The 26,988-nt window shown below is 35.0% G+C and carries 27 protein-coding genes; 21 read left to right on the top strand and 6 right to left on the bottom strand.

The features are described 5' to 3' along the window. Window positions 1-14: 14 nt before the first annotated feature. The 4 genes from ACZ446_RS12670 to ACZ446_RS12655 form a co-directional block, all read right to left on the bottom strand. Window positions 15-2,309, bottom strand: a complete 2,295-nt coding sequence (locus ACZ446_RS12670; RefSeq protein ID WP_464392912.1) for a family 65 glycosyl hydrolase domain-containing protein — start codon at window positions 2,307-2,309, stop codon at window positions 15-17. Window positions 2,310-2,557: 248 nt separating this feature from the next. Continuing rightward, on the bottom strand, window positions 2,558-2,821 hold the full coding sequence (locus ACZ446_RS12665) for an SHOCT domain-containing protein (protein WP_464392911.1): 264 nt from the start codon (window positions 2,819-2,821) through the stop codon (window positions 2,558-2,560). Between the two features lie 24 nt (window positions 2,822-2,845). Continuing rightward, window positions 2,846-3,241: a hypothetical protein gene (locus tag ACZ446_RS12660; RefSeq protein ID WP_464392910.1), complete on the bottom strand. Its 396-nt coding sequence runs from the start codon at window positions 3,239-3,241 to the stop codon at window positions 2,846-2,848. A 33-nt stretch (window positions 3,242-3,274) separates the two neighbouring features. Beyond that, window positions 3,275-3,634 carry an ArsR/SmtB family transcription factor gene (locus ACZ446_RS12655; RefSeq protein ID WP_464392909.1) on the bottom strand — a complete coding sequence of 120 codons (360 nt, stop codon included), beginning with the start codon at window positions 3,632-3,634 and terminating at the stop codon, window positions 3,275-3,277. A gap of 204 nt (window positions 3,635-3,838) precedes the next feature. Between ACZ446_RS12655 and zupT the strand changes: the two genes are divergently transcribed. The 9 genes from zupT (at window position 3,839) to trpA (ending at window position 12,566) form a co-directional block, all read left to right on the top strand. Beyond that, window positions 3,839-4,648 (top strand): zinc transporter ZupT, encoded by an 810-nt coding sequence (gene zupT / locus ACZ446_RS12650; protein WP_464392908.1) that lies wholly within the window; start codon window positions 3,839-3,841, stop codon window positions 4,646-4,648. 78 nt (window positions 4,649-4,726) lie between these two features. After that, a complete protein-coding gene (locus ACZ446_RS12645) occupies window positions 4,727-5,542 on the top strand; it encodes a ZIP family metal transporter (RefSeq protein WP_464392907.1) in 816 nt (271 codons plus the stop codon). A gap of 390 nt (window positions 5,543-5,932) precedes the next feature. Beyond that, on the top strand, window positions 5,933-7,441 hold the full coding sequence (gene trpE, locus ACZ446_RS12640) for an anthranilate synthase component I (protein ID WP_464392906.1): 1,509 nt from the start codon (window positions 5,933-5,935) through the stop codon (window positions 7,439-7,441). Further along, the gene (locus ACZ446_RS12635) at window positions 7,425-7,988 is read left to right on the top strand and encodes an anthranilate synthase component II (RefSeq protein WP_464392905.1); all 564 of its coding nucleotides are present in this window, start codon (window positions 7,425-7,427) and stop codon (window positions 7,986-7,988) included. The genes trpE and ACZ446_RS12635 overlap by 17 nt, the downstream gene beginning before the upstream one ends. Before the next feature lie 109 nt (window positions 7,989-8,097). Next, on the top strand, window positions 8,098-9,135 hold the full coding sequence (gene trpD / locus ACZ446_RS12630) for an anthranilate phosphoribosyltransferase (protein ID WP_464392904.1): 1,038 nt from the start codon (window positions 8,098-8,100) through the stop codon (window positions 9,133-9,135). Beyond that, complete coding sequence (trpC, locus tag ACZ446_RS12625; protein WP_464392903.1) at window positions 9,135-9,878, top strand: indole-3-glycerol phosphate synthase TrpC; 744 nt, start codon at window positions 9,135-9,137, stop codon at window positions 9,876-9,878. The genes trpD and trpC overlap by 1 nt, the downstream gene beginning before the upstream one ends. A 31-nt stretch (window positions 9,879-9,909) precedes the next feature. After that, window positions 9,910-10,551 (top strand): phosphoribosylanthranilate isomerase, encoded by a 642-nt coding sequence (locus tag ACZ446_RS12620; RefSeq protein ID WP_464392902.1) that lies wholly within the window; start codon window positions 9,910-9,912, stop codon window positions 10,549-10,551. A 52-nt stretch (window positions 10,552-10,603) separates the two neighbouring features. Further along, complete coding sequence (gene trpB, locus ACZ446_RS12615) at window positions 10,604-11,788, top strand: tryptophan synthase subunit beta (RefSeq protein ID WP_464392901.1); 1,185 nt, start codon at window positions 10,604-10,606, stop codon at window positions 11,786-11,788. Next, window positions 11,781-12,566 (top strand): tryptophan synthase subunit alpha, encoded by a 786-nt coding sequence (gene trpA, locus ACZ446_RS12610; RefSeq protein WP_464392900.1) that lies wholly within the window; start codon window positions 11,781-11,783, stop codon window positions 12,564-12,566. The genes trpB and trpA overlap by 8 nt, the downstream gene beginning before the upstream one ends. Window positions 12,567-12,644: 78 nt before the next feature. Here the strand turns inward: trpA and ACZ446_RS12605 are convergent, their stop codons facing one another. Next, complete coding sequence (locus tag ACZ446_RS12605) at window positions 12,645-13,808, bottom strand: HpcH/HpaI aldolase/citrate lyase family protein (RefSeq protein ID WP_464392899.1); 1,164 nt, start codon at window positions 13,806-13,808, stop codon at window positions 12,645-12,647. A gap of 192 nt (window positions 13,809-14,000) precedes the next feature. On the opposite strand from ACZ446_RS12605, the gene ACZ446_RS12600 reads away from it, so the two are divergent. After that, window positions 14,001-14,540 carry a flavodoxin domain-containing protein gene (locus ACZ446_RS12600; RefSeq protein WP_464394409.1) on the top strand — a complete coding sequence of 180 codons (540 nt, stop codon included), beginning with the start codon at window positions 14,001-14,003 and terminating at the stop codon, window positions 14,538-14,540. Between the two features lie 20 nt (window positions 14,541-14,560). Here the strand turns inward: ACZ446_RS12600 and ACZ446_RS12595 are convergent, their stop codons facing one another. Then, entirely contained in the window at window positions 14,561-15,898 is a 1,338-nt protein-coding gene (locus ACZ446_RS12595; RefSeq protein ID WP_464392898.1) for a hypothetical protein, read from the bottom strand. 172 nt (window positions 15,899-16,070) lie between these two features. On the opposite strand from ACZ446_RS12595, the gene ACZ446_RS12590 reads away from it, so the two are divergent. The 11 genes from ACZ446_RS12590 (at window position 16,071) to ACZ446_RS12540 (ending at window position 26,825) form a co-directional block, all read left to right on the top strand. Further along, window positions 16,071-16,724, top strand: coding sequence for an alpha/beta hydrolase (locus ACZ446_RS12590; protein WP_464392897.1), 654 nt, complete (start codon window positions 16,071-16,073; stop codon window positions 16,722-16,724). Between the two features lie 210 nt (window positions 16,725-16,934). Beyond that, window positions 16,935-17,135, top strand: coding sequence for a cold-shock protein (locus tag ACZ446_RS12585; protein ID WP_208107117.1), 201 nt, complete (start codon window positions 16,935-16,937; stop codon window positions 17,133-17,135). Window positions 17,136-17,425: 290 nt separating this feature from the next. Continuing rightward, window positions 17,426-17,626: a cold-shock protein gene (locus ACZ446_RS12580; protein ID WP_202943528.1), complete on the top strand. Its 201-nt coding sequence runs from the start codon at window positions 17,426-17,428 to the stop codon at window positions 17,624-17,626. A 227-nt stretch (window positions 17,627-17,853) separates the two neighbouring features. Next, on the top strand, window positions 17,854-19,659 hold the full coding sequence (gene typA / locus ACZ446_RS12575) for a translational GTPase TypA (protein ID WP_464392896.1): 1,806 nt from the start codon (window positions 17,854-17,856) through the stop codon (window positions 19,657-19,659). Between the two features lie 285 nt (window positions 19,660-19,944). Further along, a complete protein-coding gene (locus ACZ446_RS12570; protein ID WP_464392895.1) occupies window positions 19,945-20,502 on the top strand; it encodes a rubrerythrin family protein in 558 nt (185 codons plus the stop codon). A 90-nt stretch (window positions 20,503-20,592) separates the two neighbouring features. Next, window positions 20,593-20,949 carry a class II SORL domain-containing protein gene (locus tag ACZ446_RS12565; protein ID WP_073157427.1) on the top strand — a complete coding sequence of 119 codons (357 nt, stop codon included), beginning with the start codon at window positions 20,593-20,595 and terminating at the stop codon, window positions 20,947-20,949. A 164-nt stretch (window positions 20,950-21,113) separates the two neighbouring features. After that, on the top strand, window positions 21,114-22,256 hold the full coding sequence (locus tag ACZ446_RS12560) for a PfkB family carbohydrate kinase (protein WP_464392894.1): 1,143 nt from the start codon (window positions 21,114-21,116) through the stop codon (window positions 22,254-22,256). Window positions 22,257-22,277: 21 nt separating this feature from the next. Next, window positions 22,278-23,201, top strand: a complete 924-nt coding sequence (locus ACZ446_RS12555; RefSeq protein WP_464392893.1) for a pseudouridine-5'-phosphate glycosidase — start codon at window positions 22,278-22,280, stop codon at window positions 23,199-23,201. Between the two features lie 229 nt (window positions 23,202-23,430). Beyond that, window positions 23,431-24,375 carry an ABC transporter permease gene (locus ACZ446_RS12550; protein WP_464392892.1) on the top strand — a complete coding sequence of 315 codons (945 nt, stop codon included), beginning with the start codon at window positions 23,431-23,433 and terminating at the stop codon, window positions 24,373-24,375. 12 nt (window positions 24,376-24,387) lie between these two features. Beyond that, window positions 24,388-25,230: an ABC transporter permease gene (locus ACZ446_RS12545; protein WP_464392891.1), complete on the top strand. Its 843-nt coding sequence runs from the start codon at window positions 24,388-24,390 to the stop codon at window positions 25,228-25,230. Window positions 25,231-25,247: 17 nt separating this feature from the next. Further along, on the top strand, window positions 25,248-26,825 hold the full coding sequence (locus tag ACZ446_RS12540; RefSeq protein WP_464392890.1) for an ABC transporter substrate-binding protein: 1,578 nt from the start codon (window positions 25,248-25,250) through the stop codon (window positions 26,823-26,825). Window positions 26,826-26,988 lie beyond the last annotated feature (163 nt).

Genomic DNA, 26,988 nt, shown 5'->3' with positions numbered 1-26,988 from the left:
TCTGAATGATTATTTTATTTTTCAACTACAATTTCTTCATTTTGGCTTAGTAGATATTCCTGATCATAAACTTTAATTTTTAAGTCAGGCCCAGTTTCTAAAGAAAAAGTAGTTTCTTTCTGCTCAACATCAACTTCAATTCTGCGGCCTCTAAAGATAATCATAAAGTTAAAGCCATCCCAGGAATCTGGTAAAAATGGTCTAAATTCTACCTGATCATTTTGCACTTTAAAACCGGCAAAGCCTTTAACAATTGACATCCAGGTTCCAGCCATGCTTGTAATATGCAGACCATCATCTGTATCAGTATTGTAGTTATCAAGATCCAGGCGGGCAGTTCTTAAATAAAGCTGATAGGCTTTTTCTTCTCGTTCGAGATCAGCTGCCAGAATCGAATAAATACAGGGAGAAAGTGAAGACTCATGGACAGTACGTGGCTCATAAAAATCATAGTGACGAGCTATGCTGTCTCGATCAAAATCTTCTTTGAAGTAATAAATTCCCTGGAGCACATCTGCCTGTTTAATATAAGGGGAGCGTAAAATTCTATCCCAGGACCAGTTTTTATGCAGAGGAATATCTTCTTCCTCCAGGTCTGAAACTAACTTCTGCTCCTTGTCAAGATACCCATCCTGTTGAGCGTAAACATCAAATTCGTCAAGATAAGGATAATACATTTTTTCAGTCATATCCTGCCATAATTCAAGCTCAGAATTTTCAAGTTCCAGTTCAGCAAGCCATTCTTGATATTTAGCAGGATCATTTTCTTTGATCTTTTTTAAATTTTCAAGTGTATAATTTAGGGTCCAGACTGCAATCCGGTTAGTATACCAGTTGTTGTTGACATTATTTTCATACTCATTTGGTCCTGTTACTCCCAGAATCATATATTTATCTTTGCGGGGGTTAAAATGAGCCCTGTCAGCCCAGAATCGTGAAATCTGCGCTAAAACTGGAATCCCATATTCTTTAATATATTTTTCATCACCTGTATAATCTACATAATCCTTAATTGCATGAGCGATAGCTCCATTACGGTGAATTTCCTCAAAGGTTATTTCCCATTCGTTGTGGCATTCCTCACCATTGATTGTCACCATTGGGTAAAGAGCACCTTCTAAATCTAATTTATCAGCATTTTCTACTGCTTTTTCTAAGTGATTATATCTGTATAATAAAAGATTTCGCGAAACATCTTCACTGTGGGTTGAAAGATAGAAGGGAAGACAGTAAGCCTCTGTATCCCAGTAAGTTAGACCACCGTATTTTTCTCCAGTAAATCCTTTAGGGCCGATATTTAAGCGGGGGTCATGACCTGTATAGGTTTGGTTAAGATGAAAGATGTTGAAGCGAATTCCCTGCTGAGCTTCTGGATCACCTTTAATTTTAATATCACTTTCCTGCCAGATTTTGGCCCAGGCTTCTTTATGTTCTGTAAAAAGATCTTCAAAGCCTCTAAATTCTGCTTCAGCAGCCTTTTTTTCTGCTTTTTCGCTGACTAAATCTTCTTCATAGTCTCTGCTGGTGCAGACAGCAATATATTTATTTAACTCAATTTGTTCTCCTGCCTCAGCTTTAAGCGTTATTTTATTGCCTACATAATTTTCATCTCCCGGTCCTGTAAGCAGCTCAACCTGGCGTTCTTTTTTATTTAAATCCCAATTCATAGCGGAAGCTACAACAAAATCAGACTTTCTGGTCTTCATTGAAAGCAGAGCTTTACCTTTATTATTTTCCTTTTCTAGCCCTTCCCAGAAAAACTCATCATAATTTGCGTCTTCATTTTTGACATCACCATCAAGGTGGGGAATTAAAACTATTTCAGCAGCTTGATCAAGAGGGCGAATTTGATACTTGAGGGCAGCCAGTTCTTTATTTTTTTGATTTAAAAATCTTTTTTCTATAATTTCAACCCGATTGTTTTCCAGCTCTACAATAAAAGATCTTTTCAAAAAAGCCTCTTTCATATTTAATACCCTTTTAAAATTACTAAAATCAACTTTATTTAAATCAATTTCTGTACCATCTATTTGTAAATTTATACCGATAAAGTTGGCAGCATTAGCAATTTTAGCAAAATATTCCGGATAACCATTTTTCCACCAACCAACTATAGTCTTATCAGGATAATAGACACCAGCAATATATGTACCCTGCAGGCTGTCTCCAGAGTAATTTTCAGCAAAATTACCACGAAGCCCCATATGACCGTTACCCAGACTCATAACGCTTTCTGTAACTCGGTTATAATCTTTATCAAAACCATTCTCAATAACCTTCCATTCATCAACTTCAAAATATTTTTTCAAAATATCCACCTACCTTTCGCTTAAATTATATCAGAAAAACTTGATTAATGAAAGTGCTTCCATTTTAATTATTTATATTAGATTTAAGTTCTTTGAAGCCATCAGCAGATCATTTGGATTGCTTTTAATAATATACACAGCTATTTTGCTAATGCAGTGATAATGACCGTATTGCTTATAGGTTTTGGGATTCTATAAATTGAAAATATATTATTAAGGGCCCAACTATAGTTGGGCCCTTATAAACGTTAGTTGCTTAATTCATTTTTTAGTGTGTGATATTCCTCAGTCGATATTTCTCCTTTTGCATATCTCAATTTAATAATTTCTAAAACATCTTTGTTTTCGAGCAGATTATCCTGATTTAAAACAGAATGTTGTTTATGATTATCAAACTGTTCAAAAATAACATTAAAAAATCCTTTTTTATAGAGAACGAAGACCATTAAAAATGCCATTATTGGCATAATAAACATTGGCAGCATCCAGAAACCACTAAAGAAAAAGGGCATACTAAAACCTCCTTGATTGAAATTTTAATTTATTTTTAGTTTAACTACTTCGATTTTTTTATCTTTAATCAATCTGCTTAAAAAGAAAAGCACTGTTTCTTCACTAACTTTTAGCTGACCAGCAATTTCAGCAGCATCAAAATTCTTATTATCAGCCTGAGAATTATCTTCGAAAATTACTAATAATTCTTTTTCAACTTCTTCTGCCCATTCTTCAAATAACATTTGAACTTCATCGTTTGCCTGACCAGCCAATTTTGCTGTTTTTTCAATCGAAGCAGTCATTTTTGCACACATTTCTTGAGGACTAAAGCTGTTATTTTGCATTTTGGACATCATTTTTTTAGCCATATCTGGCATCATATTATTACCTCCATTATTTTCTTTGCTTTCGCTTTCTCCACAACAACCTACTGACATATTAAACACCTCCAATTGAGTTTGATTAAATGATTATTTCCAGGGCGGAAAAGACGGTGGAAAGGGAAATTTAAAACTATCTTGATTTTCGTTTTCTTCAAATTGCTCAGCGCTAAAATTAAGAAAGCTTTTGATTAAAAAGAGTAGATTTTCATTAACTAACTTATTATAGACAAATGATGATTTTCTAAACTTTTGAATTAATCCAGCTTCATTTAAAGCTTTTAAATGAAAAGATACTAAAGGCTGAGACAATTCCGTTATTTTCGTTATTTCTGTAACTGATAAAGCCTTGTCTTCTAAAGCAAAAATAATTTTTAATCTATTTTTTTCTGCTAATAATTGAAATAGATTAGATAATTTATTTATATCCTTATTATTAATTATTATCACCTCGATATAAATACTTGTTTATATAAATTCTTATTTATATCATACTTTATTTATGTTAAAATGTCAATAGAAAAAGATATCTTTTAATTTTACTTTATTTGATGTATGATATAAATAGTAATCAATAATTACTACTGAAGATAGAAATATTGAAATCATAATTATATAAATATATTAAAAATTTATTTTGAAAGGAGAGATAAGATGGATCCAGTGGTCTTAGCTTTTTTGTTAACCCTTTTTGCCGGCTTATCTACGGGAATTGGGAGTATTCTTGCTTTTTTTAGTAAAAAGAGAAATGCTTCTTTTTTATCTATTTCCTTAGGCTTTTCAGCTGGGGTTATGATCTATGTTTCTTTTGTAGAAATATTTTTTAAGGCAGAGGAATCTTTAGTCTCATATTATGGTCCAGCCAAAGGACAGTGGATAACTGTTCTCTCATTTTTTGTGGGTATTTTAATTATTGCTTTAATTGATAAGCTGGTACCAGAATATGAAAACCCACATGAACCTAGATCTGATAGTGATCTTTCTCATTTGAAAGCTGATGATTTTGACGGCCATGAGAATTTAGAAAGAATGGGAGCTTTTTCTGCTCTAGCAATTGCAATCCATAACTTTCCAGAAGGTTTGGCAACTTTTGCCGCAGCATTAAGTGATCCAGCTCTTGGTATTTCTATTGCAATAGCTATTGCAATCCATAATATACCTGAAGGGATTTCAGTTTCAGTTCCTATATATTATGCCACTGGAAGTAAAAGAAAAGCTTTGTTTTACTCATTTGTTTCTGGTTTGGCGGAGCCTTTTGGTGCTTTAATCGGTTATTTTGTACTGCGTTCATTTTTTAATGATATGGTTTTTGGATTTCTTTTTGGAACTGTAGCAGGAATTATGGTTTACATTTCTATTGATGAGCTTTTGCCGACTTCTAGAAAGTATGGTAAAGAACATCAGGAGATTTATGGTTTTATAGCTGGAATGGGTGTAATGGCAGTAAGCTTGCTTCTATTCTAGTGCTTTTTCATTTTAATTTTATAAAATAATTGAGTTATAATAATTTTGAAAAATAAATTAGAAATGGAGATGTTTAAAATGATTATTGAAATTTTAAGCGGTTTATCACCTATAACTCAGGCTCTGTTGGCTACATTATTTACCTGGCTCGTTACAGCTTTAGGAGCTGGAGTCGTTTTCTTTTTTACTGATGTAGATCGTAGACTTCTTGATTCCATGCTCGGTTTTGCTGCTGGAGTAATGATAGCAGCCAGTTTCTGGTCTTTGCTGGCCCCGGCAATAGAGATTTCAGAAAACCAGGGGGTACCCGGCTGGATTCCAGCAGTCATTGGATTTTTAGCTGGAGGATTATTTTTGCGATTGATTGATTCTGTTTTACCTCACTTACATCCTGCGTTAGCAAACAGTGAGCCAGAGGGAATTAAAACTAAATGGCAGAGAAGTGTTCTTTTAGTACTTGCAGTTACTCTACATAATTTTCCAGAAGGTTTAGCAGTCGGAGTTGCTTTTGGAGCAGTAGCTGCTAATATACCATCTGCTTCAATCGCTGGTGCAGTTGCTCTGGCAGTTGGTATTGGTCTGCAGAATTTTCCAGAAGGAGCTTCCGTATCTATACCACTAAAAAGAGAAGGGCTTTCTTCAAATAAAAGTTTTATGTATGGTCAATTTTCGGGTGCAGTTGAGCCAATAGCTGGTGTTATGGGTGCATCGGCAGTCTATTATATGAGACCAATACTACCTTATGCGTTAGCATTTGCCGCTGGGGCAATGATCTTTGTAGTAGGAGAAGAGTTAATACCTGAAGCAAATTCAGAAGGAAACAGTCATTTAGCAACTACCGGTTTAATGCTCGGTTTTGCTGTTATGATGTTTTTAGATGTTTCTCTAGGTTAACTAAATTTTTCTTGACAAAACTTAATTAATAATATATACTTGAAAAAATTCGAGATGAGAAGAGCCCAGATTAGTAGAGCAGAGTTAGAGATGAGATTAGCAGAGCCAATATTGCATTTAATGGGCCAGGTTTATATCTATTTATATAAACGTGGCTTTTTGTTTTTAGTTAAAATATCTAGAGGTATTTAGCTCCTGGTATTTAAATTTAAGCTGAATTAATTAAGTCTGTTTTTCCTGTTTATTGGGGAGGTAGCTAAAAATTAACGGTTTGAATTTATATTTAACTAAGAAATCTCTTACTTTAAGATAACTACGGTCAGGCTTTTAATTAAGCTCTGGCCGTTTTTTGATTTTAGGGCAGAAATTTTAGAGTTGAGGAGGAAAGAGATGAAGAGCAGAGAAGAGTTTTTAGAACTAACAGCAGAATATAATTTGATTCCAATTTATGACGAATTCATTGCAGACACTGAAACTCCAATTTCTTTATATAAGAAATTAGCTTTGGGAAAAGATTATACTTATCTTTTAGAGAGTTCGAAAAATGATCGCTATTCTTTTATTGGTCTTAAGCCGGCAGCGGTTATCAAAAACTATAATGACCATTTAGAGGTAATTAAAGCTGATAAAAAAGAAAATTTGATTGCTCAGGAGATAGTTCCTTATCTTCAGCGGCAGTTAGCAAAGCTTAAAGTTTATGAAAATGAAAAGCTACCTCCATTTTCCGGAGGCTTTGTTGGTTATTTTAACTATGAGATGATAGAAAAATGGGAAGATATTTATCATTTAGAAGCAGATAAAGAATTGAAAAAAGATAATACTCCTCTGAGTCTGCTGGTGATGACAAAAATTATTATTGCCTATGATCATCTGCACAATACGGTAAAAATTATCAATAATCTTGAATTGGATCAAGATTTAAGCAGAAAAGAAAAGGAAGAAATATACCTGCAGGCTAAAGAAGAAATTAAACAGGTAAAAGCTGAAATCGAAAACAGCAGTTCCAAATTGAAGCCGAGAAAAATCAATTTGGAAAACAGAGATAAAAAAGAATTGAAATCAAATACCACCAAAAGAGAATATAAGAAAATGGTGGAAAAAGCAAAAGCTCATATTAAAGCAGGGGATATTTTTCAAATTGTACTGTCACAGAAATTTTCAATAGAAAATGATCTGCCTCCTTTTAAGATTTATCGGGCTTTAAGGTCAGTAAACCCTTCACCTTATTCTTTTTATTTGAATTTTCCCGAAAACAAAATTATTGGTTCTTCACCGGAAGTGCTGGTTAGAGTTAGAGGTCAAAGGGTGATGACCAGGCCGCTGGCAGGGACCAGACCGCGAGGAAAAGACAGCAGAGAAGATCAAGAGCTGAAAATGGACCTTTTAAATGATGAGAAAGAAAGGGCTGAACATACAATGCTTTTAGACCTCGGACGTAATGATCTAAGCCGGATTGCGGCTCCCGGAAGTGTTGAAGTCACAGAATTGATGCAGGTTGAATTATATTCCAAGGTAATGCATATTGTTTCTCAGGTAAAGGCTGATTTGAAAAAGGGATTGGACAGTCTGGATGTACTGAAGGCAGTTTTCCCGGCTGGTACGGTTTCCGGTGCTCCTAAAATCAAGGCAGTCGAACTAATTGATGGACTTGAAAAGGATGCACGGGGAATTTATGCAGGCACTGTAGCCTATTTAAGCTTCAACGGTAATTTAGACAGCTGTATTACAATCAGGACTTTTTCCTTAGTCGAAGGCAGGCTTAACTTACAGGTTGGAGCCGGAATTGTAGCTGATTCTGATCCGATTAAAGAATATCAGGAGACACTTAACAAAGGGCGGGCTCTATTTGACGCTCTGAAAGTGGTCAGAGAGGATGGTATCCGTGATTTTAGTAATTGATAATTATGATTCCTTTACCTATAATTTAGTCCATTTGCTGGAAGAATTTGACCAGGTAAAGGTTCTGCGCAATGATAAATTGAGTGTTCAGGATGCAGCAATTATGGCTCCAAATAAAATTATAATTTCTCCTGGTCCTGGACGGCCTGATGAGGCTGGAATTTCAAAAGAATTAATTGAGTATTTTAAAGATAAAATTGATATTTTGGGAGTCTGCCTTGGTCATCAGTGTATAGGAGAAGTTTTTGGTTCAGAGGTAGTTGAAGCAGATCGAATAGTGCATGGTAAAACTTCGGCAATTAAAAAAACTAAAACTGATAAACTATTTGCTGGGGTTGAAGACGGATTTTTGGCAGCTCGCTATCATTCGTTGATAGTTGATCAAAAAAGCTTAAGCCCAGAGCTTGAGGTGCTGGCAGAAAGTGAGGAAGGTGAAATTATGGCTCTGCGGCATAAAAAATATTCAATTTATGGAGTTCAATTTCATCCAGAATCAATTTTAACTGAGGCCGGCAGAGATTTGATTAAGAATTTTTTAGAGCTTTAATTTAGAGAAGAGACTAAAATATTTTTATTTTAATAGATTATAAAGATTTTAGCAAGATTATTTTCAAAAATTAGCTGAGATGAGAACTAGTTTTAGAGGAGGAGAGTAGATGTTTAATAAGCATTTAGATAAAGTAGTGAGCAGAGAGGATTTAACATTAGCCGAGATGGAAGAAGCAATGTCAATGGTGATGGAGGGAAAAACTACAGACAGTCAGCTGGCAGCTTTTCTGGTTGGGCTGAGGATGAAGGGAGAAACAATAGCTGAGATAACCGGAGCAGCGAATGTAATGCGCAGTAAGGCAGCTGGAGTAAAAACTCAGGCCAGAGATTTAATTGACAGCTGTGGAACCGGCGGTGATGAGAAGGGAACCTTTAATATTTCTACAACCACAGCTCTGGTAATGGCAGCCGGTGGTTTGAATGTTGCCAAACACGGCAACCGCTCAGTTTCTTCAAAAAGCGGCAGTGCTGATCTGCTGGAAGCTTTGGGAGTGAAAATTGATTTAAGTCCTGAGGCAGCAGGGAAATGTCTTGATCAGATTGGGATTTCATTTCTATTTGCACCTCATTTTCATCAGGCAATGAAATATGCGATTGGCCCCCGCAGAGAACTTGGTTTAAGAACAATCTTTAATATTTTAGGCCCACTGACCAATCCAGCAGAGGCTGATTATCAGATACTGGGAGTCTATAAAGAGGAATTGGTAATGCCGCTGGCCCAGGTGCTTAAAAACTTAGGCTTAAAATCAGCAATGGTTGTTTATGGTGCCGGTGGAGTAGATGAGTTTTCTCTGGCCGGAGAAAATAAAACTGCTTATTTAAAAGATGGTAAAGTCAGAGAATATAATTTTAGAGCAGAAGATGCCGGGCTTAAAGCTGCACCACTGAAGTCAATTTTAGGTGGAGATCCAGAAGAGAATAAAGAAATCACCTTAGATATTTTACAGGGTAAAAAAGGTTCTAAAAGAGATGTGATTCTGCTTAATTCAGCAGCAGCATTTTTAGTAGAGAATAAAGTTGAGAGTCTGCGGGAGGGTGTACAGCTGGCAGCTGAGATCATAGACAGCGGAAAAGCTATGCAGAAGTTAAAAGAATTGATTGAGTGCAGTAATTCACTCGGGTGCAGCTCCAGGGTAGTATCCTAATGATTTTAGATCAAATTGTAGCTCATAAAAGAGAAGAAGTAAAAAAACTTAAAAGAAAAAGAAGATCATTAAAAGAAAAATTAGCTGCAGATAAGATTTCACTGCTGGCAGAAATTAAAAAGGCCTCGCCCAGCAAAGGGCTGATTCAGCCCGATTTTAATCCAGCTGTTCAGCTTAGCGCCTATGAAGAGGCAGGTGCTGCAGGGATTTCAATTTTAACTGACCATAAATTTTTCCAGGGAAGCAATCAGATTCTGCAGCATATGAGAGAATTGACTGAGCTGCCGATTTTAAGGAAGGAATTTATTATTGATCCCCTGCAGATTTATGAGAGTTTTTTTATCGGAGCTGATGTGGTGCTCTTAATTGCAGCAATTTTGACTGAGCAGGAGTTAAATGAATTTTTGGATCTCTGCAGAAAGCTGAAATTGGAAGCGATAGTTGAGGTGCACAGCCTGGAGGAGTTAAAGCGAGTTATAAAAACTGAAGCTGAAATAATTGGAATTAATAATCGTGATTTAAATGATTTCAGTGTTGATCTTAATACAACAGCCGAGCTAGCTGCAGAATTGGAGAAGCTTGGTCAGCGCGACAATTATTATCTAATTGCTGAAAGTGGAATTAAGACTAAAGAAGATATAAATTTTTTAAAAGAACTTGGAGTAGATGGAGTTTTAATCGGAGAAACATTGATGAGAGCAGATTCACCAGCAGCTAAAATCAAAGAGCTCGGGCTATTTTAATTCGATCTATATTTAAAACGGAGATTGTGAGGTGGATATTTTGTCAGAAAACAGAACAATGATTAAACTCTGTGGAATGACCTGCAGAGAAGATATAGTTTATGCAGTTAATCTTGGAGTTGACGCCCTGGGTTTTATTCTGGCCAAAAGCCCAAGGCAGGTAAATCTAGAAAAAGTGAAAGAATTAAGCTTTAATCTGCCCCCATTTATTAGTCGGGTGGCAGTTGTTGTTAATCCTGAACCGGAAGAATTAGCAGAGATTGAAAATAGTGGTCTATTTGACTATATTCAGTTTCACGGCAGTGAAGAGCCAGAAATGCTCGCTAAAACAGTTTTGAAAAGTATTAAGGCTATTTCTATTGCAGCTAAAGAGGATCTGTCTCAAGTTGATAAGTATAAAGAAAGTGCTGATTATCTTCTTTTTGATACAAAAATTGGCAGTCAGAGTGGAGGCACAGGTCAGAGTTTTGACTGGTCACTAATTAGTGGTCTGGAGCTGCCGTATATACTCGCAGGAGGCCTGGGGGCAGATAACATCGAGGAAGCTCTTAAAGAGCTGAAGCCCTTAGCTGTTGATATTAACAGCAGAGTAGAAGATGAGCCGGGTAAAAAAAATCACCATCTGGTTAAAAAAACAGTGGAGAAAATTAAAAGATTTCACTCCCAAAATTAGGGTGAACTTAAACTGAAATTCAATTAAATTTTATTTGAAAGGAGTAGTTGAGATGAGCAGAGGCTATTTTGAAAAATTTGGGGGACGTTTTGTTCCAGAAACTTTAATGCCTGCCTTAGATGAGCTGGAAGAAGTTTATTTGGAGCTGAAAGATGATCCAGATTTTATTAATGAATTAAAGTCGCTGCTGGCTGACTACAGCGGCAGACCGACTTCTTTATATTATGCAGAACAGCTGACTAAACACTATGGGGGAGCAAAGATTTATTTAAAGCGTGAGGATTTAAATCATACAGGGGCCCATAAGATTAATAATACTTTAGGTCAGATTTTACTGGCCAGAAAGATGGGTAAAAAAAGAATAATAGCTGAAACTGGAGCTGGCCAGCATGGAGTAGCAACGGCAACTGTGGCAGCCCGCTTTAATTTAGACTGTGAAATCTATATGGGAGCTGAAGATATCGAAAGGCAGGCGCTTAATGTATATAAAATGGAAATGCTGGGAGCAGAAGTTGTTCCAGTAACCAGCGGCAGCCAGACATTGAAGGATGCTACCAACGAAGCGATTCGAGACTGGGTAACAAATGTCGAAGATACTCACTATATTATTGGTTCTGTAGTTGGACCTCATCCCTATCCGGAGATGGTTCGTGATTTTCAACGAATTATAGGAGATGAAACTAAAGAGCAGCTTAAAAAGAAAGAAGGCAGACTGCCAGATTATATCTTAGCCTGTGTTGGCGGCGGCAGTAATGCGATGGGGATTTTTTATCCCTTTGTTGAGGACCGGGCAGTTAATTTAATTGGGATTGAAGCTTCAGGAAAAGGAATTGAAAGCGGCAGGCATGCAGCTACTTTATCTGCCGGTAGAGTTGGAGTCTTACACGGCAGCAAATCATACCTGCTGCAGGATGATGATGGTCAGGTAATACCAGCTTATTCTATTTCTGCCGGTCTTGATTATCCAGGAGTTGGTCCGGAACACAGCTATTTGAAATCAGTCGAGCGGGTAAAATATCATTCAGCATCTGATCTGGAAGCAATAGCTGCTTTTAAATTATTAAGTGAAAAAGAGGGGATTATTCCGGCTCTGGAGAGCTCACATGCTCTTTCATATTTAGAAAAACTGGCTCCAGAGCTCGACCAGGATCAGCTGATAGTTGTCAATCTTTCCGGTCGAGGCGATAAAGATATCAATAATTTCAAAAAGATCAGGGAGGCTGAAAAAGATGAATAAAATAAGAGCACAATTTCAGAATAAAAAAGCTCTGATTACCTATATCAGTGGTGGTGATCCCAGTCTTGAGATGACAGAAAAATTGATCTATAAGCTGCAGGGTGCCGGGGTAGATATTATTGAAATTGGCATACCATTTTCAGATCCTTTAGCTGATGGATCAGTGATACAGGCGGCTTCACAGCGGGCGCTAAAAGCCGGCACTACTCTAAAGAACTTAATATCAAAATTAGATGATATTCAGGACAAAGTTGAAGTACCGCTAGTTTTAATGGGTTATTATAATTCAATTTTAAATTATGGAGAAAAAGAATTTGCTCGAGATATTTCAAAGGCTGGAATTTCAGGGGTGATTATTCCGGATCTACCGGTTGATGAGCGAGCAGATCTATTTAAATATCTGGCTGAATTTGATATTTCTCAGATTATGCTGGTAACCCCAAACACTTCCAAGCAGCGATTGAAGAAAATATCAGCTAAAAGTTCAGGCTTTCTCTATTGTGTGGCCCATTTAGGGACTACTGGTGATGACCAGCAGGGGGTTTATCCTGAACTGGAAACATATTTAAATCGGGTTCGCAAAACAGCAGCTAAACTGCCGCTGGGATTGGGTTTTGGTATTGATGGCCCGGAAAAGGCAAAAAAAATAATTGATTATCCTGATGGAATTATTATTGGCAGTGCCTTAATTGAAGCTGTTCAGGCTGGAGAAAATGAAGCTGAAATGCTAAATAATGCGGGCCAATTTGTAAAAAGGATAAAACAGGCAATCAGCTGATACAAATCAGCAAAAAAGTAAAATAGTAATTTGAAATTATATTTTTTTCATATACCCCCTCCTTTAAAAGGCCAGACATTAGTTCTGGCCTTTTTTACCGAAGATTAAATTTGGATATTCAGATCTATCTTTGATTACTCCATATGCCTCAGCCTTACAGATTATTTTTTCTGCCCAGCTGTGGTGGGGATTTATTTCGTTCATTTTATTGCCGCTCAAGCTTTTTAGCACACCTTCTGACTCAGAACCTATTATTTGTTTAGCATCAAGATATTCTTCTTCAGTCACTGCCTGGAGGGCATTTACATATCTAATCTGGGAGGGGTGGATAATTGTTTTACCTATAAAACCATTTAATTGATCCATTATTGTTTCCCTTAATAATCCATCTATTGATTTATTGATAAAATTTTCATGATTCAATAATTTTGAATAGAAATGATTCACCTGTTTTTTGCTTAGATTTGAGCTATTAGCTGCAGAAAAGTACTCCCAAACAGGTCCGGAAAGAATATAATAATCTTCAGCTCTATTAAAAAGATTGATAATATTAGTTAGACATTCTTTAACAGGAGCTAAATCGTAAATTGTAAAATCAGCTCCTCTTCTTAAAGAAAAAAGTGAAGAAAAATCAGCTCCTCCGACTCTAATATTTAAGATCAGCTTTTTATAAGGAGCAAGTATATTTTTTAGAGTTTTTAAGTTTTGAATCCTTTTTTCTGAATAGGCAAGTTCTCTGCTCTCTAAAATTGGCATAGCATAGATTACTGAATCATACTTATTGTTCAAATCTTCAAGTTGAGTTAGATATTCCTGGGCGTTATTTGTATCAAATTTGGGAAAGTTGAAGCCGCTGAGTACTTCAAAATGCTTATTTGAGAGTTTTTGAGAAAATTGTATAAAGTGTTCAATGTTTCTAACCCGAATAAAGATTAAGGGAACTTCTAAATTTCCAGACTCATTTTCAGCTTTTGCTTCTACCAGATAATCCAAAATATTAATTATATTTTCCTCAGCTGTGTTTAGCTCAGATTTGGAAATAGCATCTTCACAATCTAAAACTAAAGAAGTCAGCCCAATTAGTTTATCTTTGTTAACTAAATCTTTTTTAATATCTTTGGTGCCTGGGGTATAAAGTGTGGCTCCCAGACAAAACTGCAGCAGTTTTCGATCACTATTTTGGTCAAAGTCAGCAGGTTCTTTGACAAAATCATAATCAGGATTGTATAAATGATGTCTCAATTTTTTCCCCTCCAAAAGATATAATAATATTATATATTTCCTATTTTTAGTATATCATTTAAGCAGATAATGATAAAACAAATTCAGATTGAAATTAAAAAGCTGCTCAGGCAGGAAAAAAGAAAGTTAGAGTTAATTATAGCATTGAAAGCTCAAGCATTAATTAATAATTCAGGAAAAGAGGTTAGCAAGATGAAAATTTTGATTGTTTATTGGTCCAAAACTGGTTTTGTAAAAAAATATGCAGAGTGGTTAGCTGAAGAATTAGAAGCAGACATTATTCCAGGAACTGAAATCAAAAAAGAGAAACTTAAAGAATATGATGCCTTTATCTTTGGCGGCAGCCTTTATGCTGTGGGAATTAATGGAGCAGATTTTGTTAAAAAGAATATTAAGGAGCTGCAGGACAAAAAGACAGCTGTTTTTGCTACTGGTGCTTCCTCTGCTAAGCAGGAGGTTATTGAAGAGGTGAAAAATAAAAATTTCACCTCAGAAGAACAAAAGCATTTTAAATTTTTCTATCTGCGTGGAGGCTTTGATTACAGCAAGTTAGGATTTAAAGATAAAGTATTAATGAGCATTATGAAATGGAAGCTAAATAGCAAAAAGAAAAAAGGAGAGGAAATGACAGCAGAGGAAAAAGGAATGCTTGCTGCCTATGATGAACCTGTTGATTTTACAGAAAAAGAGAATATAAAAGAGATTTTAGAATATTTTAAAGTAGAAGCTTAAGAATTATATAAAGGTAAATATCATGCTGTCTTTTTCAAAGAGATTACCAGGTAATAAACCACAGTAGTTAAAAGGGTGATAATTATTAGTCCAGAAAATGAAGTGACATAACCAAAAGCAAATAGTAAATCTATACCGATAATACTCATCATTAAGCCTAAAAACAGCTTCATTTGTTTTGCTGTCTTGAGGCTCATCTTTTTTATTTTTAAAGTTTTGAAAATAACACCAAATACAACTATTTCATCAAATAAATAAAACAACAGATAGGCAGCAAGTAACATTTGGTATTGAGTATTAAAGGTTTGAATACCATTTAAATCAAGAATTTTAGACCAGATTACAGGGAAACCAGACGTACAGGGGAGTTCTGCAACAGCAGCTGTTGCAGCAACAATAATTGTCATTAAAACAATAAAAGGTTTTCCTTTATCTGCTGTAACTATATTTCTCATTTTTTTAATTAACTTATTTTTATTTTCATCTGAAATGGTTGTGGATATTCCTTTTTTGAAATAAAAATATTCCTTTAAATTAACAATACCAAAAATTAAGATAAAAACTGAAGTTAAGATATTTAAATATCTTAAATTGCTGATTAAATTTATACTTTTAAAAACTCCTACCATAAACAAACCATAGATGGCAGCAGTTGTGACTAAAAAGCTTAAACCAACTAATAACATTTTGCTTTTAGAATTTGAGTGAATTAAAAAACCTAAAAGCAGTGTCAGCATCCAGAGAGAACAGGGATTAAATCCATCTATAGTTCCAATTAGAATTGTTGAAAACAGCAAATTGTTATTTTCTAAATTCTGGGTATCTAAAAATGAAGATATGATACTTTTTTCTTCATTAACAGCAATTTGATTTATAATATTTTCTTTTGTCGAAGTTCCTTGATCAGCTTCAGTTTGATTTTTATTTTGTATTTCTAACATTGTTCCTTTTGCTTTTAGATTTTCAATATTAATCATATTTTTTGAAATTAAATAGACATGAAGATTAGACAAAGTATCTTTTCTGTAGCCAACCCAGTATTGATTATTTATTATTATTAGAGGTACATTCCCACTCTGAATATTTAATTTATCTCTTATAGCTAAATATTTCTCTTCATTACTTTTCACCTGCAGGTCAAGATAAGAAAAATCTAAATTATTTTTAGCAGCAAGGTTTCCAATTTCTTTGCGAGCATTTTGACAGTAAGAACAGGTTTTAAGACCAAAAATATATATTTTATTTTCTTCAATTAATGGAGTGTCAGGGTTATTGTTTTCTGCTCTGCTTCCGGTAATAAATAATAATACAATAAATAAAGAAAAAACTAATATTTTAATTAATTTATTATATTTCATTTTTCTGCACCCCTTTTAATAATTATGTTAATTATATTTTATCATAATTATGACTAATTTGCTTCAATATTCAGAAATATTTAAAAATTATTTTCTAAATTTAATGAGGTTCTGGTAAAATGAAGTGTTAATTGATAATGTTGGAAACAGAAGCAAATGAGGTGAAGACAAGATGAAGAAAAAAGTCATTTTAGTTCACGGCTATTTCAAAAATGAAAGAGATATGTTTGCTCTAAAATATGAACTAGAAAAAGAAAATTTTGAAGTACATACATTTAATCTGCCCCTGACTTTTGAAAAGTTAAAATCGATCCTGCCGCTTTTTAAAAGTGAAGTGGAAAAAATCATTGCAGAATCTCAAATAGGAGAGGAGATTAATTTCGTCGGCCACAGCACCGGTGGACTTTTAATCAGAAGATTTTTAGCAGTTACTGAATATAAAGATAAAATTGGCAGGATAGTTTTAATAGCTTCTCCTAATAGAGGGAGTCGGCTTGCTTATTTTGCTAAAAAGTATTTTAAACCTGTTACAGATATTTTTAAAACTCTAGCTTCAATTGAAGTTGAAAATGTTAAAAAATTAGATCTGACAGCTGCGGAGGATTTTGAAATAGCAGCAATTGCAGGCAACAACAGCAATCTTTTTTTGGGTAAGCTTTTAAGAAAAGAAAATGACGGGCGAATCAGAGTGGAATCGGTTAGAATTTCGGGTCTTAAAGAATTTGTTGTGCTTCCTTATGGCCATAAAGATATCCATTATCAGGAGGAAACAGCTCGTCTGGTTGCTAATTTCCTTAAATTTGGGAGCTTTAATAATTTATTTTAAAAAGAAATTATAGGAGAAGTCAACCAGAGCAAAGCGCCTCTTGAATTAAATCAACTTAAAATAAAGAGAAAGAATGAGAAAAAAAGAGAAAAACCAAAATAATTTTAAATAATCCTTGACAGTGATATCTCAGAATGCTATACTACAGGAGATGGAGAAAAAAACAAGTAAGATTTCCATCGTTAAAAATTAGGAGGAATTTATTTAATGATTTACACAGGAACAGTTAAGTGGTTTGATGGGAAAAAAGGATTTGGATTTATTGAAAGAGAAGACGGAGACGACGTGTTCGCACACTTCTCAGCTATTGAAGAAGACGGTTTCAAAAACCTTGAAGAAGGTCAGGAAGTAGAATTCGAAATCGTAGAAGGCGATCGCGGCCCACAAGCTGCTAATATCGTTAAATTATAAAGCATAGATAGTTTTATGAATTTAAGGCTCTGTTCATTCAATTGGACAGAGTTTTTCTAAGCTATTAGCTTTATTTTAACCCGATCAAAATTGGATTGAAAATTGTAATTTATGTTACAAGATGTCATTGAGCGGCTAAATGCCGGTCTATAAAAATTAAATTTAAAGTAAGAAAAAAATAATTTGAAATAATTGTTGACAGGAGCATTTAATAATGCTAAACTGTAAAAGATGGAAAACAAAAAACAAGTAACACTTCCATCGTTAATAATAGGAGGAATAATTTAATGATTTACACAGGAACAGTTAAGTGGTTTGATGGGAAAAAAGGATTTGGATTTATTGAAAGAGAAGACGGAGACGACGTGTTCGCACACTTCTCAGCAATTCAAGAAGACGGTTTCAAAAACCTTGAAGAAGGTCAGGAAGTAGAATTCGAAATCGTAGAAGGCGACCGCGGCCCACAAGCTGCAAATATCGTTAAGTTATAAAGCATATAAAAGTTTTATAATCAAGAATTGTAAGCCCTGATTACTTTTTAAAGTGGTCAGGGTTTTTCTAATTATAGCAGAAAAAATGTAATATTTTAAAATGATTTAAAATTATTACAGGATTATAGATAAAATTTTTATTTTTTGTATTAATTTGGATAATGTTATGGGAAAAGATATAAAATAAGGAAGTTAAATTTAACTTTATAAGAGAAAGGGTTTTTAGTGTGGATAAAAGAGAAATAATAAATCTGGCGGTTATTGCTCATGTTGATGCAGGTAAGTCAACCCTGGTTGATGCCTTTTTAAATCAGAGTGGAGTTTTTAGAGAAAACGAAGAAGTTGTAGATTGTATTATGGACAGTAATGATCTTGAGCGTGAGCGCGGAATCACAATTTATTCTAAAAACTGTGCCATTGAGCATAACGGGGTTAAAATTAATATTGTTGACACTCCGGGGCATGCCGACTTTTCTTCAGAAGTAGAGCGGGTTATTAAGGCAGTAGACTCCGCAATTTTAATTGTTGATGCCTCAGAAGGACCAATGCCGCAGACTAGATTTGTTTTAAAGAAATCTTTAGAAAAGGGAATTAAGCCAATTGTTTTTATTAATAAAATAGATAAAAATAACCAGCGGGCAGAAGAAGTTCATGATGAAATTATCGACCTTTTTATAGAACTTTCTGCAGATGATGATCAGCTAGAATTCCCTGTGATTTATGGTATTGCAGTTGAAGGTAAAGCATTCTTTGAGCTGGATCATGAGAGCGAAAATTTAGATCCCCTTTTTGAAACAATTATTGATAGTGTTGATTCTTATCCAGATTTGGATAAAGAGCCTCTACAGATGCAGGTTTATGATCTTGCTTATGATGACTATCTGGGACGAATCGGTATTGGCCGCGTTTACAGTGGTACTATCAAAGATGGACAGCAGGTTGAAGTCTCAAAAAGAGATGGTTCTATTGAAAAAGGTAAAATCACTAAACTTTCAGTTTACGAAGGCTTAAATCAAAATGCGGTTGAACAGGCCCGAAGTGGAGAAATTGTTTCCATTGCTGGTATTCCTGATATTTCAATTGGAGAAACAGTCTGTGACCCAGGTAAAGTTGATCCACTACCAATGATTGAAATTGCTGAGCCGACTCTGGCCATGTATTTTCTAGTAAATGATTCTCCTTTTGCCGGTTTGGAAGGTGAATACTTAACTACCCGTCATCTTAAAGCTCGACTGGAAAGAGAATTAGAAGTTAATGTAGGGCTGAGGGTAGAAAAAGCTGAAAATACTGAAGCCTTTAAAGTTTCAGGTAGAGGTGAACTGCACCTTTCAATTTTATTAGAAAACATGCGCCGTGAGGGCTATGAACTATCAGTCTCCAAGCCAGAAGTACTGATGAAAGAAATAGATGGTAAAAAACATGAGCCTGTTGAAAAAGTTATGGTGGAACTGCCGGAAAAATATTCTGGTACCGTTATTAATAAACTAAATCAGCGAAAAGGAATTATGCAGTCCATGATGCCCGAAGGTGATTATGTACATTTAGAATATTTAGTACCAACCAGAGGCTTGATTGGCTTCAGAAGTGAGTTTATTAATGACACCAGTGGAGAAGGTACTCTAATTAGGTCTTTTGAGAAATATGAACCTTTTAAAGGTGAAGTACCAAAACGAAAAAATGGTGTTTTAGTTTCTAATCAGGAAGGTACTGCTATGGGTTATGCCCTTTCAAATCTAGAGGCCAGAGGCGAGATGTTTATCGATCCTGGAACAAAGGTTTATGAAGGAATGATTATTGGACTGCACAGCCGTGACAATGATCTGGCAGTAAATGCCTGTAAAAACAAGAAACTGACAAATGTGAGAGCTTCGGGTTCTGATGACTCAATAAATCTGGCTCCACCTAAGAGATTTACTTTAGAGCAGGCATTGGAGTTCATCGAAAATGATGAGCTGGTAGAGATAACCCCAAAGGCTATTCGTCTGCGTAAAAAAATATTAAACGAGAAAATGAGACTTAGAAACAGCAAATAAAAATAAATATCAATGTGTAATATATCCGACTGAGGTCAAACTTGGTCGGATTTTTTGTTGAAATTTAGCGAATTATGAGAAAACAACAGATAAAATATTAAAATTAAGTTAAAAATTAACTATATCTAATTAAAAAGCAGGAAAATCACCTTTTAAATAGAACTAATATAATTAGTAAGTATTATATTTTACTGAAAACAAAAAGTATCTGTGTTTGACAGACGACAATAAAAAATGATATACTATTAATAGTAATGATTATTAATAAATGGAGGTATTTAAAAGATGGTCAATAATGATATGACAGCTCAAAATTTACGTTCTGCTTATGCTGGCGAAAGTATGGCTTATCAGCGTTATAAGGTTTGGGGCCAGAAAGCAGCAGAAGAAGGATTTGAAAATGTAGCACTTTTATTTGATGCTATTGCTTATGCTGAAGAAGTACATGCAGGTAACCACTTTGCAGCTCATGAAAATGTTGAAGGAGACTTTTTAGTCGCTGGTGGTGGTGAATTTGGTTTAGGTACAACTTCAGAAAACCTTGTTGGTGCTATTGAAGGTGAAGAAGGCGAAGTTGAGCAGATGTATCCTACATATAGTATTGTAGCTAAAGAGCAGGGAGAATCTGATGCAGTGCGGTCATTCCACTATGCATTGGAAGCTGAACAGATTCATGCTAAATTGTTCAGAGATGCTAAAGAACATGTTGATAATGGTGAAGATATAGAATTAGAATATGTCAGCATTTGTGAAGTGTGCGGCCATACAGTTGTAGATGGCTTACCAGAAAAGTGTCCTGTTTGTGGAGAACCTAGTTCAGCTTTTCGTAAGTTTAATAAGTAATTATATAATGAAATCAAATTTTCTAAATTAATATAAATATTAATTTAGGTATTTAATAATCAACTAAAATCTAAAAGGAGGAATTTTAAAATGGGTTATTATGATCTTAAGAAGTTAGAAAACACTGGTGAAGACAAGACAGCCTTAGAGAAGAAGCATGTTCCTTATATCCAATGTCCTGATGAAGTTAAAAAAGGTGAATACTTTGAAGTAAAGGTTACTTTTGGTAAGGAAATCACTCATCCAATGGGTCCAGATCACTATATTCAGTATTTTGATCTATATGCTAACTATGCAAGTCTAGCTAGAGTAGAATTTACTCCTGATATGAAAGCAGAAGCTACATTAAATCTTAAATTAGAAGAATCATGTGATTTAAATGTATATGCATTCTGTAACCTTCATGGTCATTGGGAAGGTAGAAAAGAAATAAAAGTTGTAGAATAATAAATTAAGCTAAATTTAAATAAGTACTTAATCGCCGCCCTTTGTGGGCGGTTTTTTTTATGCAGTAAAAATTTTTCTAAATAATTGTTTACAAAGCTAAATAAATGTGCTATACTTTATTTAAACAATAATTTATAAATATAAATAAAAATTTAAAAAAGGAGGTGCTGACAATAGAAAAATTAACTGAAAGAGAAAAAGAAGTGCTGGCTTTAATCAAAAAAGATGCAACAATTAGTAGAGAAGAAATTGCAAATAAACTTAAAATTTCAGAATCAGCTGTAGGCACATATATCCACCATTTAAGCACCAAAGGCTACCTTTTAGGCCGCGGTTATATCACTGCCCCTGAACAAAAAGTTGTAATTGTTGGAGGAGCAAATCTAGATATCAAAGGTTATAGTCCTAACTATATAAAAGGGAGCTCCAGTCCGGGCTGGATTAAAGAAAGCCCCGGGGGGGTAGGGCGCAATATTGCAGAAGATCTTTCACTTTTGGAGCAGGAAGTAGTACTTCTAACAGCAATAAGCAGTGATCATTTTGGAGAACAATTAAAAGCAGAAACTGAAGCTGCAGGAGTTGATATTTCTCATTTTAAGATTACTCTAGCTGCAGATTATAAAACTGGAGTTTATCTTGCTCATATGGATCAAAATGGTGATTTAATTGGTGCAGTAAACGATATGAGAATTTTAAAAGAAATTGACATTAATTATCTAAATAATAAGCGCAAAATTATCGAAACATCGGCAATGCTTATTTTTGATACGAATTTAGAAGAAAGTACAATCTCCTTTTTGTTAGAATTAGCAAAAGACAAAAAAATGATAAAAATAACTGATGCAGTTTCGGTTGAAAAGGCTTTGAAATTAAAAGGTAAATTAGCCCAGCTGGATTATTTAAGAGCTAATCTTGATGAAGCAGAAATTTTACTTGATATAGTAAAAATGGAAAATTCGGAATCTGCTCAGAAAATGGATCTAAAAGCAAGACTTGAGCGTTTAGAAAGAGAATATTCTCGTAAGCAAGAACTACCAAAAATGATCATCAGTGCTGGTAAAAATGGAGTTTACTATTTGAGCCACTTTGAAGGCGAAACGGAATTAAAGCATTTTGAAGCTGTAAAAGTCAGCAGTAATGAGATAGTAGAAACAACGGGTGCAGGTGATGCATTAACAGCAGGATTTGCTTCCGGAATTATGAATGAACTGTCTATCGATGAGGCGATAAAATTAGGGATTAAGGCTTCAACACTGACTATAAAATCTGAACTGACCTGTAATCCTGATTTAAGTCAATTAGTATAAAAAATTTATGGAGGTAATAAAATGAAAAATTTAGAAAAATATTTAGAAATCAAAACTGAGGTAAAAGAAGCTTTGGAATCTGGAAAACCTGTTGTGGCATTGGAATCAACGATTATTGCTCATGGAATGCCCCATCCTCAGAATATCGAAACAGCTTTAGAAATTGAAGATATTATTAGAGAAAATGGAGCGGTACCAGCAACGATTGGAATTATTGACGGCAAGATAAAAATTGGCTTAACAAAAGAAGAAGTTAAATTTCTAGGTGAATCTGATGAAGTAGTTAAAGTCAGCCGCCGTGATTTACCGGTAGTTTTAGCAGAAAAGAAGCATGGAGCAACAACAGTAGCTGGAACAATGATTGCAGCAGACTTAGCTGGCATTAAGATCTTTGTAACAGGTGGAGTTGGAGGAGTTCACAGAGGTGCGGAAACAAGCTTTGACGTTTCAGCCGATTTAGAAGAACTAAAGAAAACTTCAGTAGCAGTTATTGCTGCAGGTGCCAAATCAATACTAGATTTAGGTTTAACTCTAGAAAAACTAGAAAGTTTTGGAGTACCGGTACTCGGTTACCAAACTGAAGAACTGCCCGCTTTTTACAGCCGCCACAGTGGCTTTAATGTAGATTATAAATTAGAAAATCCTGAGCACACAGCTGATATTCTGCAGGCAAAATGGGAACTTGGTTTAGAAGGCGGAGTCTTAATTGCTAATCCGGTACCAGAAACTGATGAGATCGAGTACTCAGTAATCAATGAAAAAATTGAGCAGGCTTTAACTGAGGCAGAAACAAAAGGAATTTCTGGTAAAGAATTAACTCCTTTCTTACTTGATAGAATTAAAGAAATAACAGATGGTAAGAGTCTAAAAACAAATATTGCTCTAGTTAGAAATAATGCTGTAGTAGGCGCTAAAATAGCCAAAGCCTTTGCTGCTAAAAATTAAGTAAATTAAATGTCAATAGTCTCAATAAATTAAGAGGATAAGCTTCAGATAAAACCACCGTTAAAGCGGTGGTTTTGATTTTTGTAATTAAATTGACATTCAATGAAGTCAGGTGAATGATAAACTATTATAAAGGATTAATTAATAATTATTCTTGATTGATATACTCATATTATTGTGATAATATTAATTAAAAGATGCAGAGATGTCAGAATCAGGAAGTGAAAAAATGAGGAACTATATTATAAAGAGAATATTACTTTTAATTCCTATCATATTTATTGTAGCTTTAATTGCTTTTTTTATTACAAATTTGATGCCCGGAGACCCAGTCCGTGTTATATTGGGAAACATGGCTACAGAGGCAGAGGTAGCCAGAGTGGAGGCTAGTCTGGGGCTTGATCAACCATTGATTGTGAGATTTTTTAGATGGCTTGCTAATATAATTAGAGGGAATTTTGGTGAATCGCTTTATTTAAATGCACCGGTCTCTCAGGTTTTACTAGAGAGAATAAGGCCTACATTTTTAATTGCAGTTTTTGCCGAAGTAATTGGCATTACTGCCGGGGTGCTTTTAGGTATTTTAGCAGCGGTTAAACATCGAAAATTTTTAGACCAGTTTTCAATTACAGTTTCCCTCTTTGGGATTTCTATTCCAAGTTTCTGGCTTGCTTTAATTTTAATGTATGTTTTTTCAGTCAAGCTGGGATGGTTTCCAGTTAGCGGCTATGAACCATTTGCTGAAGCTGGTTTGGGTACCTTAAAATATATAGTTTTACCGGCCTTTACTTTAGCCTTTATGCAGGCGGGTTTAATTGCTCGTATGACCAGAAGTGCAATGCTTGATACCTTGAAAAAAGACTATATTAGAACAGCCAAAAGTAAGGGGCTGTCAATTTATTCGATAGTTTTTAAACATGCTTTAAAAAATTCAATGATGCCTGTAATTACTGTAATTGGACATAATTTTGCAGTGCTGCTGGGAGGTACCTGGATAGTAGAAACGATATTTGTGATTCCAGGGACTGGTTTTATGGCAATAAATGCAATCATGAGGCGTGATATTCCTGTTATACAGGCTTCGATAATTTTTGTGGCACTTATTTATGTAATTTTAAATTTATTAGTAGATTTAAGTTATGCATTTTTAAACCCAAAAATTCGTTATCAATAAAGGGGTAATAAATTGCTATTTTTAAAGAGATATAAAAAATATGAACATCCATATATAACAACTTCAATTATAATTTTAATTATACTGGCATTTTTGAGTCTTTTTGCACCACTGCTGACTGATTATAATCCTGTCAGAAATAATGCTAGAAATAGATTGCAGCCACCATCTAAGGAACATCTTTTAGGTACAGATCAATATGGCAGAGATATTTTTACTCGGATTCTTTATGGCCTTCGAACTTCAATTCAAGTTGGTATTTCTGTAGTTATTTTAACTGTTATTTTTGGTGGGGTAGTTGGGATAGCTGCCGGCTATTATTCTCGGCTTGATAAAATAGTTATGAGAATTTTAGATGCTATGATGGCTTTTCCAGGTATTATTATTGCGATTTCACTGGCAGCAATTTGGGGAGCTGGTAAACTGAATATTATCCTTGCTTTATCTTTTGCCTATTTCCCTAAGATGGCTAGAATCGTTCGTAGTGCGGTAATCTCAATTAAAGATTTAGAATATGTAGAGTCAGCTCGAGCAGCGGGTGCAAAAGATTCAAGAATTATCTTTAAATATATTCTTAAAAATTCGGCATCTCCGATTATGGTTCAGGCTACTTTTAATTTTGCCTTAGCTATTCTGGATGAGGCGGCACTTAGTTTTTTGGGGGTTGGTATTATGCCACCTGCTCCAAGTTTAGGGGCCATGGTAACAGATGCCAGGACATACATGGTAGTTGCACCCTGGATGATTTTGGCTCCAGGGATAATGATTGTTTTATCAGTCTTATCGTTAAATTTATTGGGTGATGGTATGCGGGATTTATTAGATCCACATTTAAAAAATACTTTAAAAAAGTAAAAAGAGGTGTTTAAAAAATGAAAAAAGAACTAAGTCTCAGTCTGATTGTTTTTTTAATCGTTTTTTCTCTGCTGATTAGCTCAACAGTGTTAGCTCAGGAAGAAGACCGATTTGGCGGCACACTGAATACAGCTTTTCAGATGTCAGTTGCCCATCTGGACACAGATAATTCTACAGATTCAATGATTTCAGCACTGATGAATCATGTTTATGAAGGACTTTTTGAGTTTGATGAAAATCTTAATCTGACTCCTCATCTGGCATCCAGCTATGATGTAAAAGAAAATGGTTTGGTTTATGATGTTAAATTAAGAGAAAATGTAAGAATGCATAATGGAGAGCTGATGGATGCTGATGATGTTGTAGCATCTTTTAGAAGATGGTTAGAAATCAATAATGGTGGGCAGCTTGTGGCTCCCTATTTTGATGAGGTTGAAAAGCTTGATCAGCACAATATCCGTTTTAAATTTGAAGAAGTATACGCTCCATTTTTGAATATTTTAGCTTCACCTGTATCAAACCAAAAATTTGTAGTTAGAGCAGAAGAAGTAGTAGAGGAATTTGGAACTGATGTAATTGACCGTCATGTTGGTACAGGTCCTTATAAGTATGAAGAGTGGGTACCTGATCAAAAATTAGTTTTAACTCGTTTTGAAGAATATACTCCTAGTCCACTCGAAGGATCATTTTTTGCAGGTGAGAGAATTCCCTATTTAGATAAAATTGTTTTCAACTTTATTCCTGATGCTCAGGTTAGAGTTTCTGGGGTTCAGACCGGACAATTCCATTTTGCAGAAGAGGTACCGAGAGATCAGTATCAGATTTTTGAAATGGACCAAAATATTGAAAATGTAATTATTTACCCTGATCGAATGTCAATGTTGATTTTCAACAATGCAGAAGCACCATTTGATAATAAATATGCTCGACAGGCAATAGCTTATGCTTTAGATTTTGAAGAACTCGGTTATGCAATGATTGGAGACCCACAGTTCTGGCGTCTGGAAGGAGCACTGCATGAAGAAGGAAACCCCTGGCATGTTCCAGATGCTGGTAAGGGAATCTATGATGTTTATGATCCTGAAAAGGCAAAAGAACTACTTGATCAAGCAGGTTATGATGGTCAGCCGCTTGTAATTTTAAGCGGTCAGGATAATCAGATGGAAAGACAGGGAGCAATTGCAATCCAGGATCAGTTAGAAAAAATCGGAATTGATGTTGAACTGCAGTTATTTGATCGTCCAACTGTTGTAGAAAGAAGAGCTAAAAAAGAAGGCTGGCATATGCACCTTTCTCCATTTATTAAGATAGTTCCTGACCCCCAGATTCATCAGGGATGGACTGGAACTAATAAATGGATCAGTAACTGGGACAGTGAAGAATCAAGAGAGATGGATCAGATTTTTGCCGAGATGCTGAAAGAAGTTGACCAGGAGCAGAGATATGAAATAATGGAAAGAATGCAGTCCAAACTTTGGGAAACTGTTCCTTATTTTAATATTTTAGATTACAGTCGTCTGCATATCAGAAGGACAGAGCTGAAAAACTTTCAGTCAGGCTGGCAGCCTTTCTTCTGGAACACCTATCTTGAATAGATCGACAAGAGTTTACATGCACCATGAACCTGTCGGTTCTTGTTGAAAAATAGTATAAAAACATTAAAGCAGCAGTTTTGAGAAAGGTAAGATCTCTTAACTGCTGCTTTTTTACATAAAACGACATAAATCGGGTGGTTCACGGTGCATGTACACGGTGCAT

The sequence above is a fragment of the Halanaerobium sehlinense genome, assembly GCF_055379485.1.
This window is presented reverse-complemented; position numbering and strand designations above follow the sequence as displayed.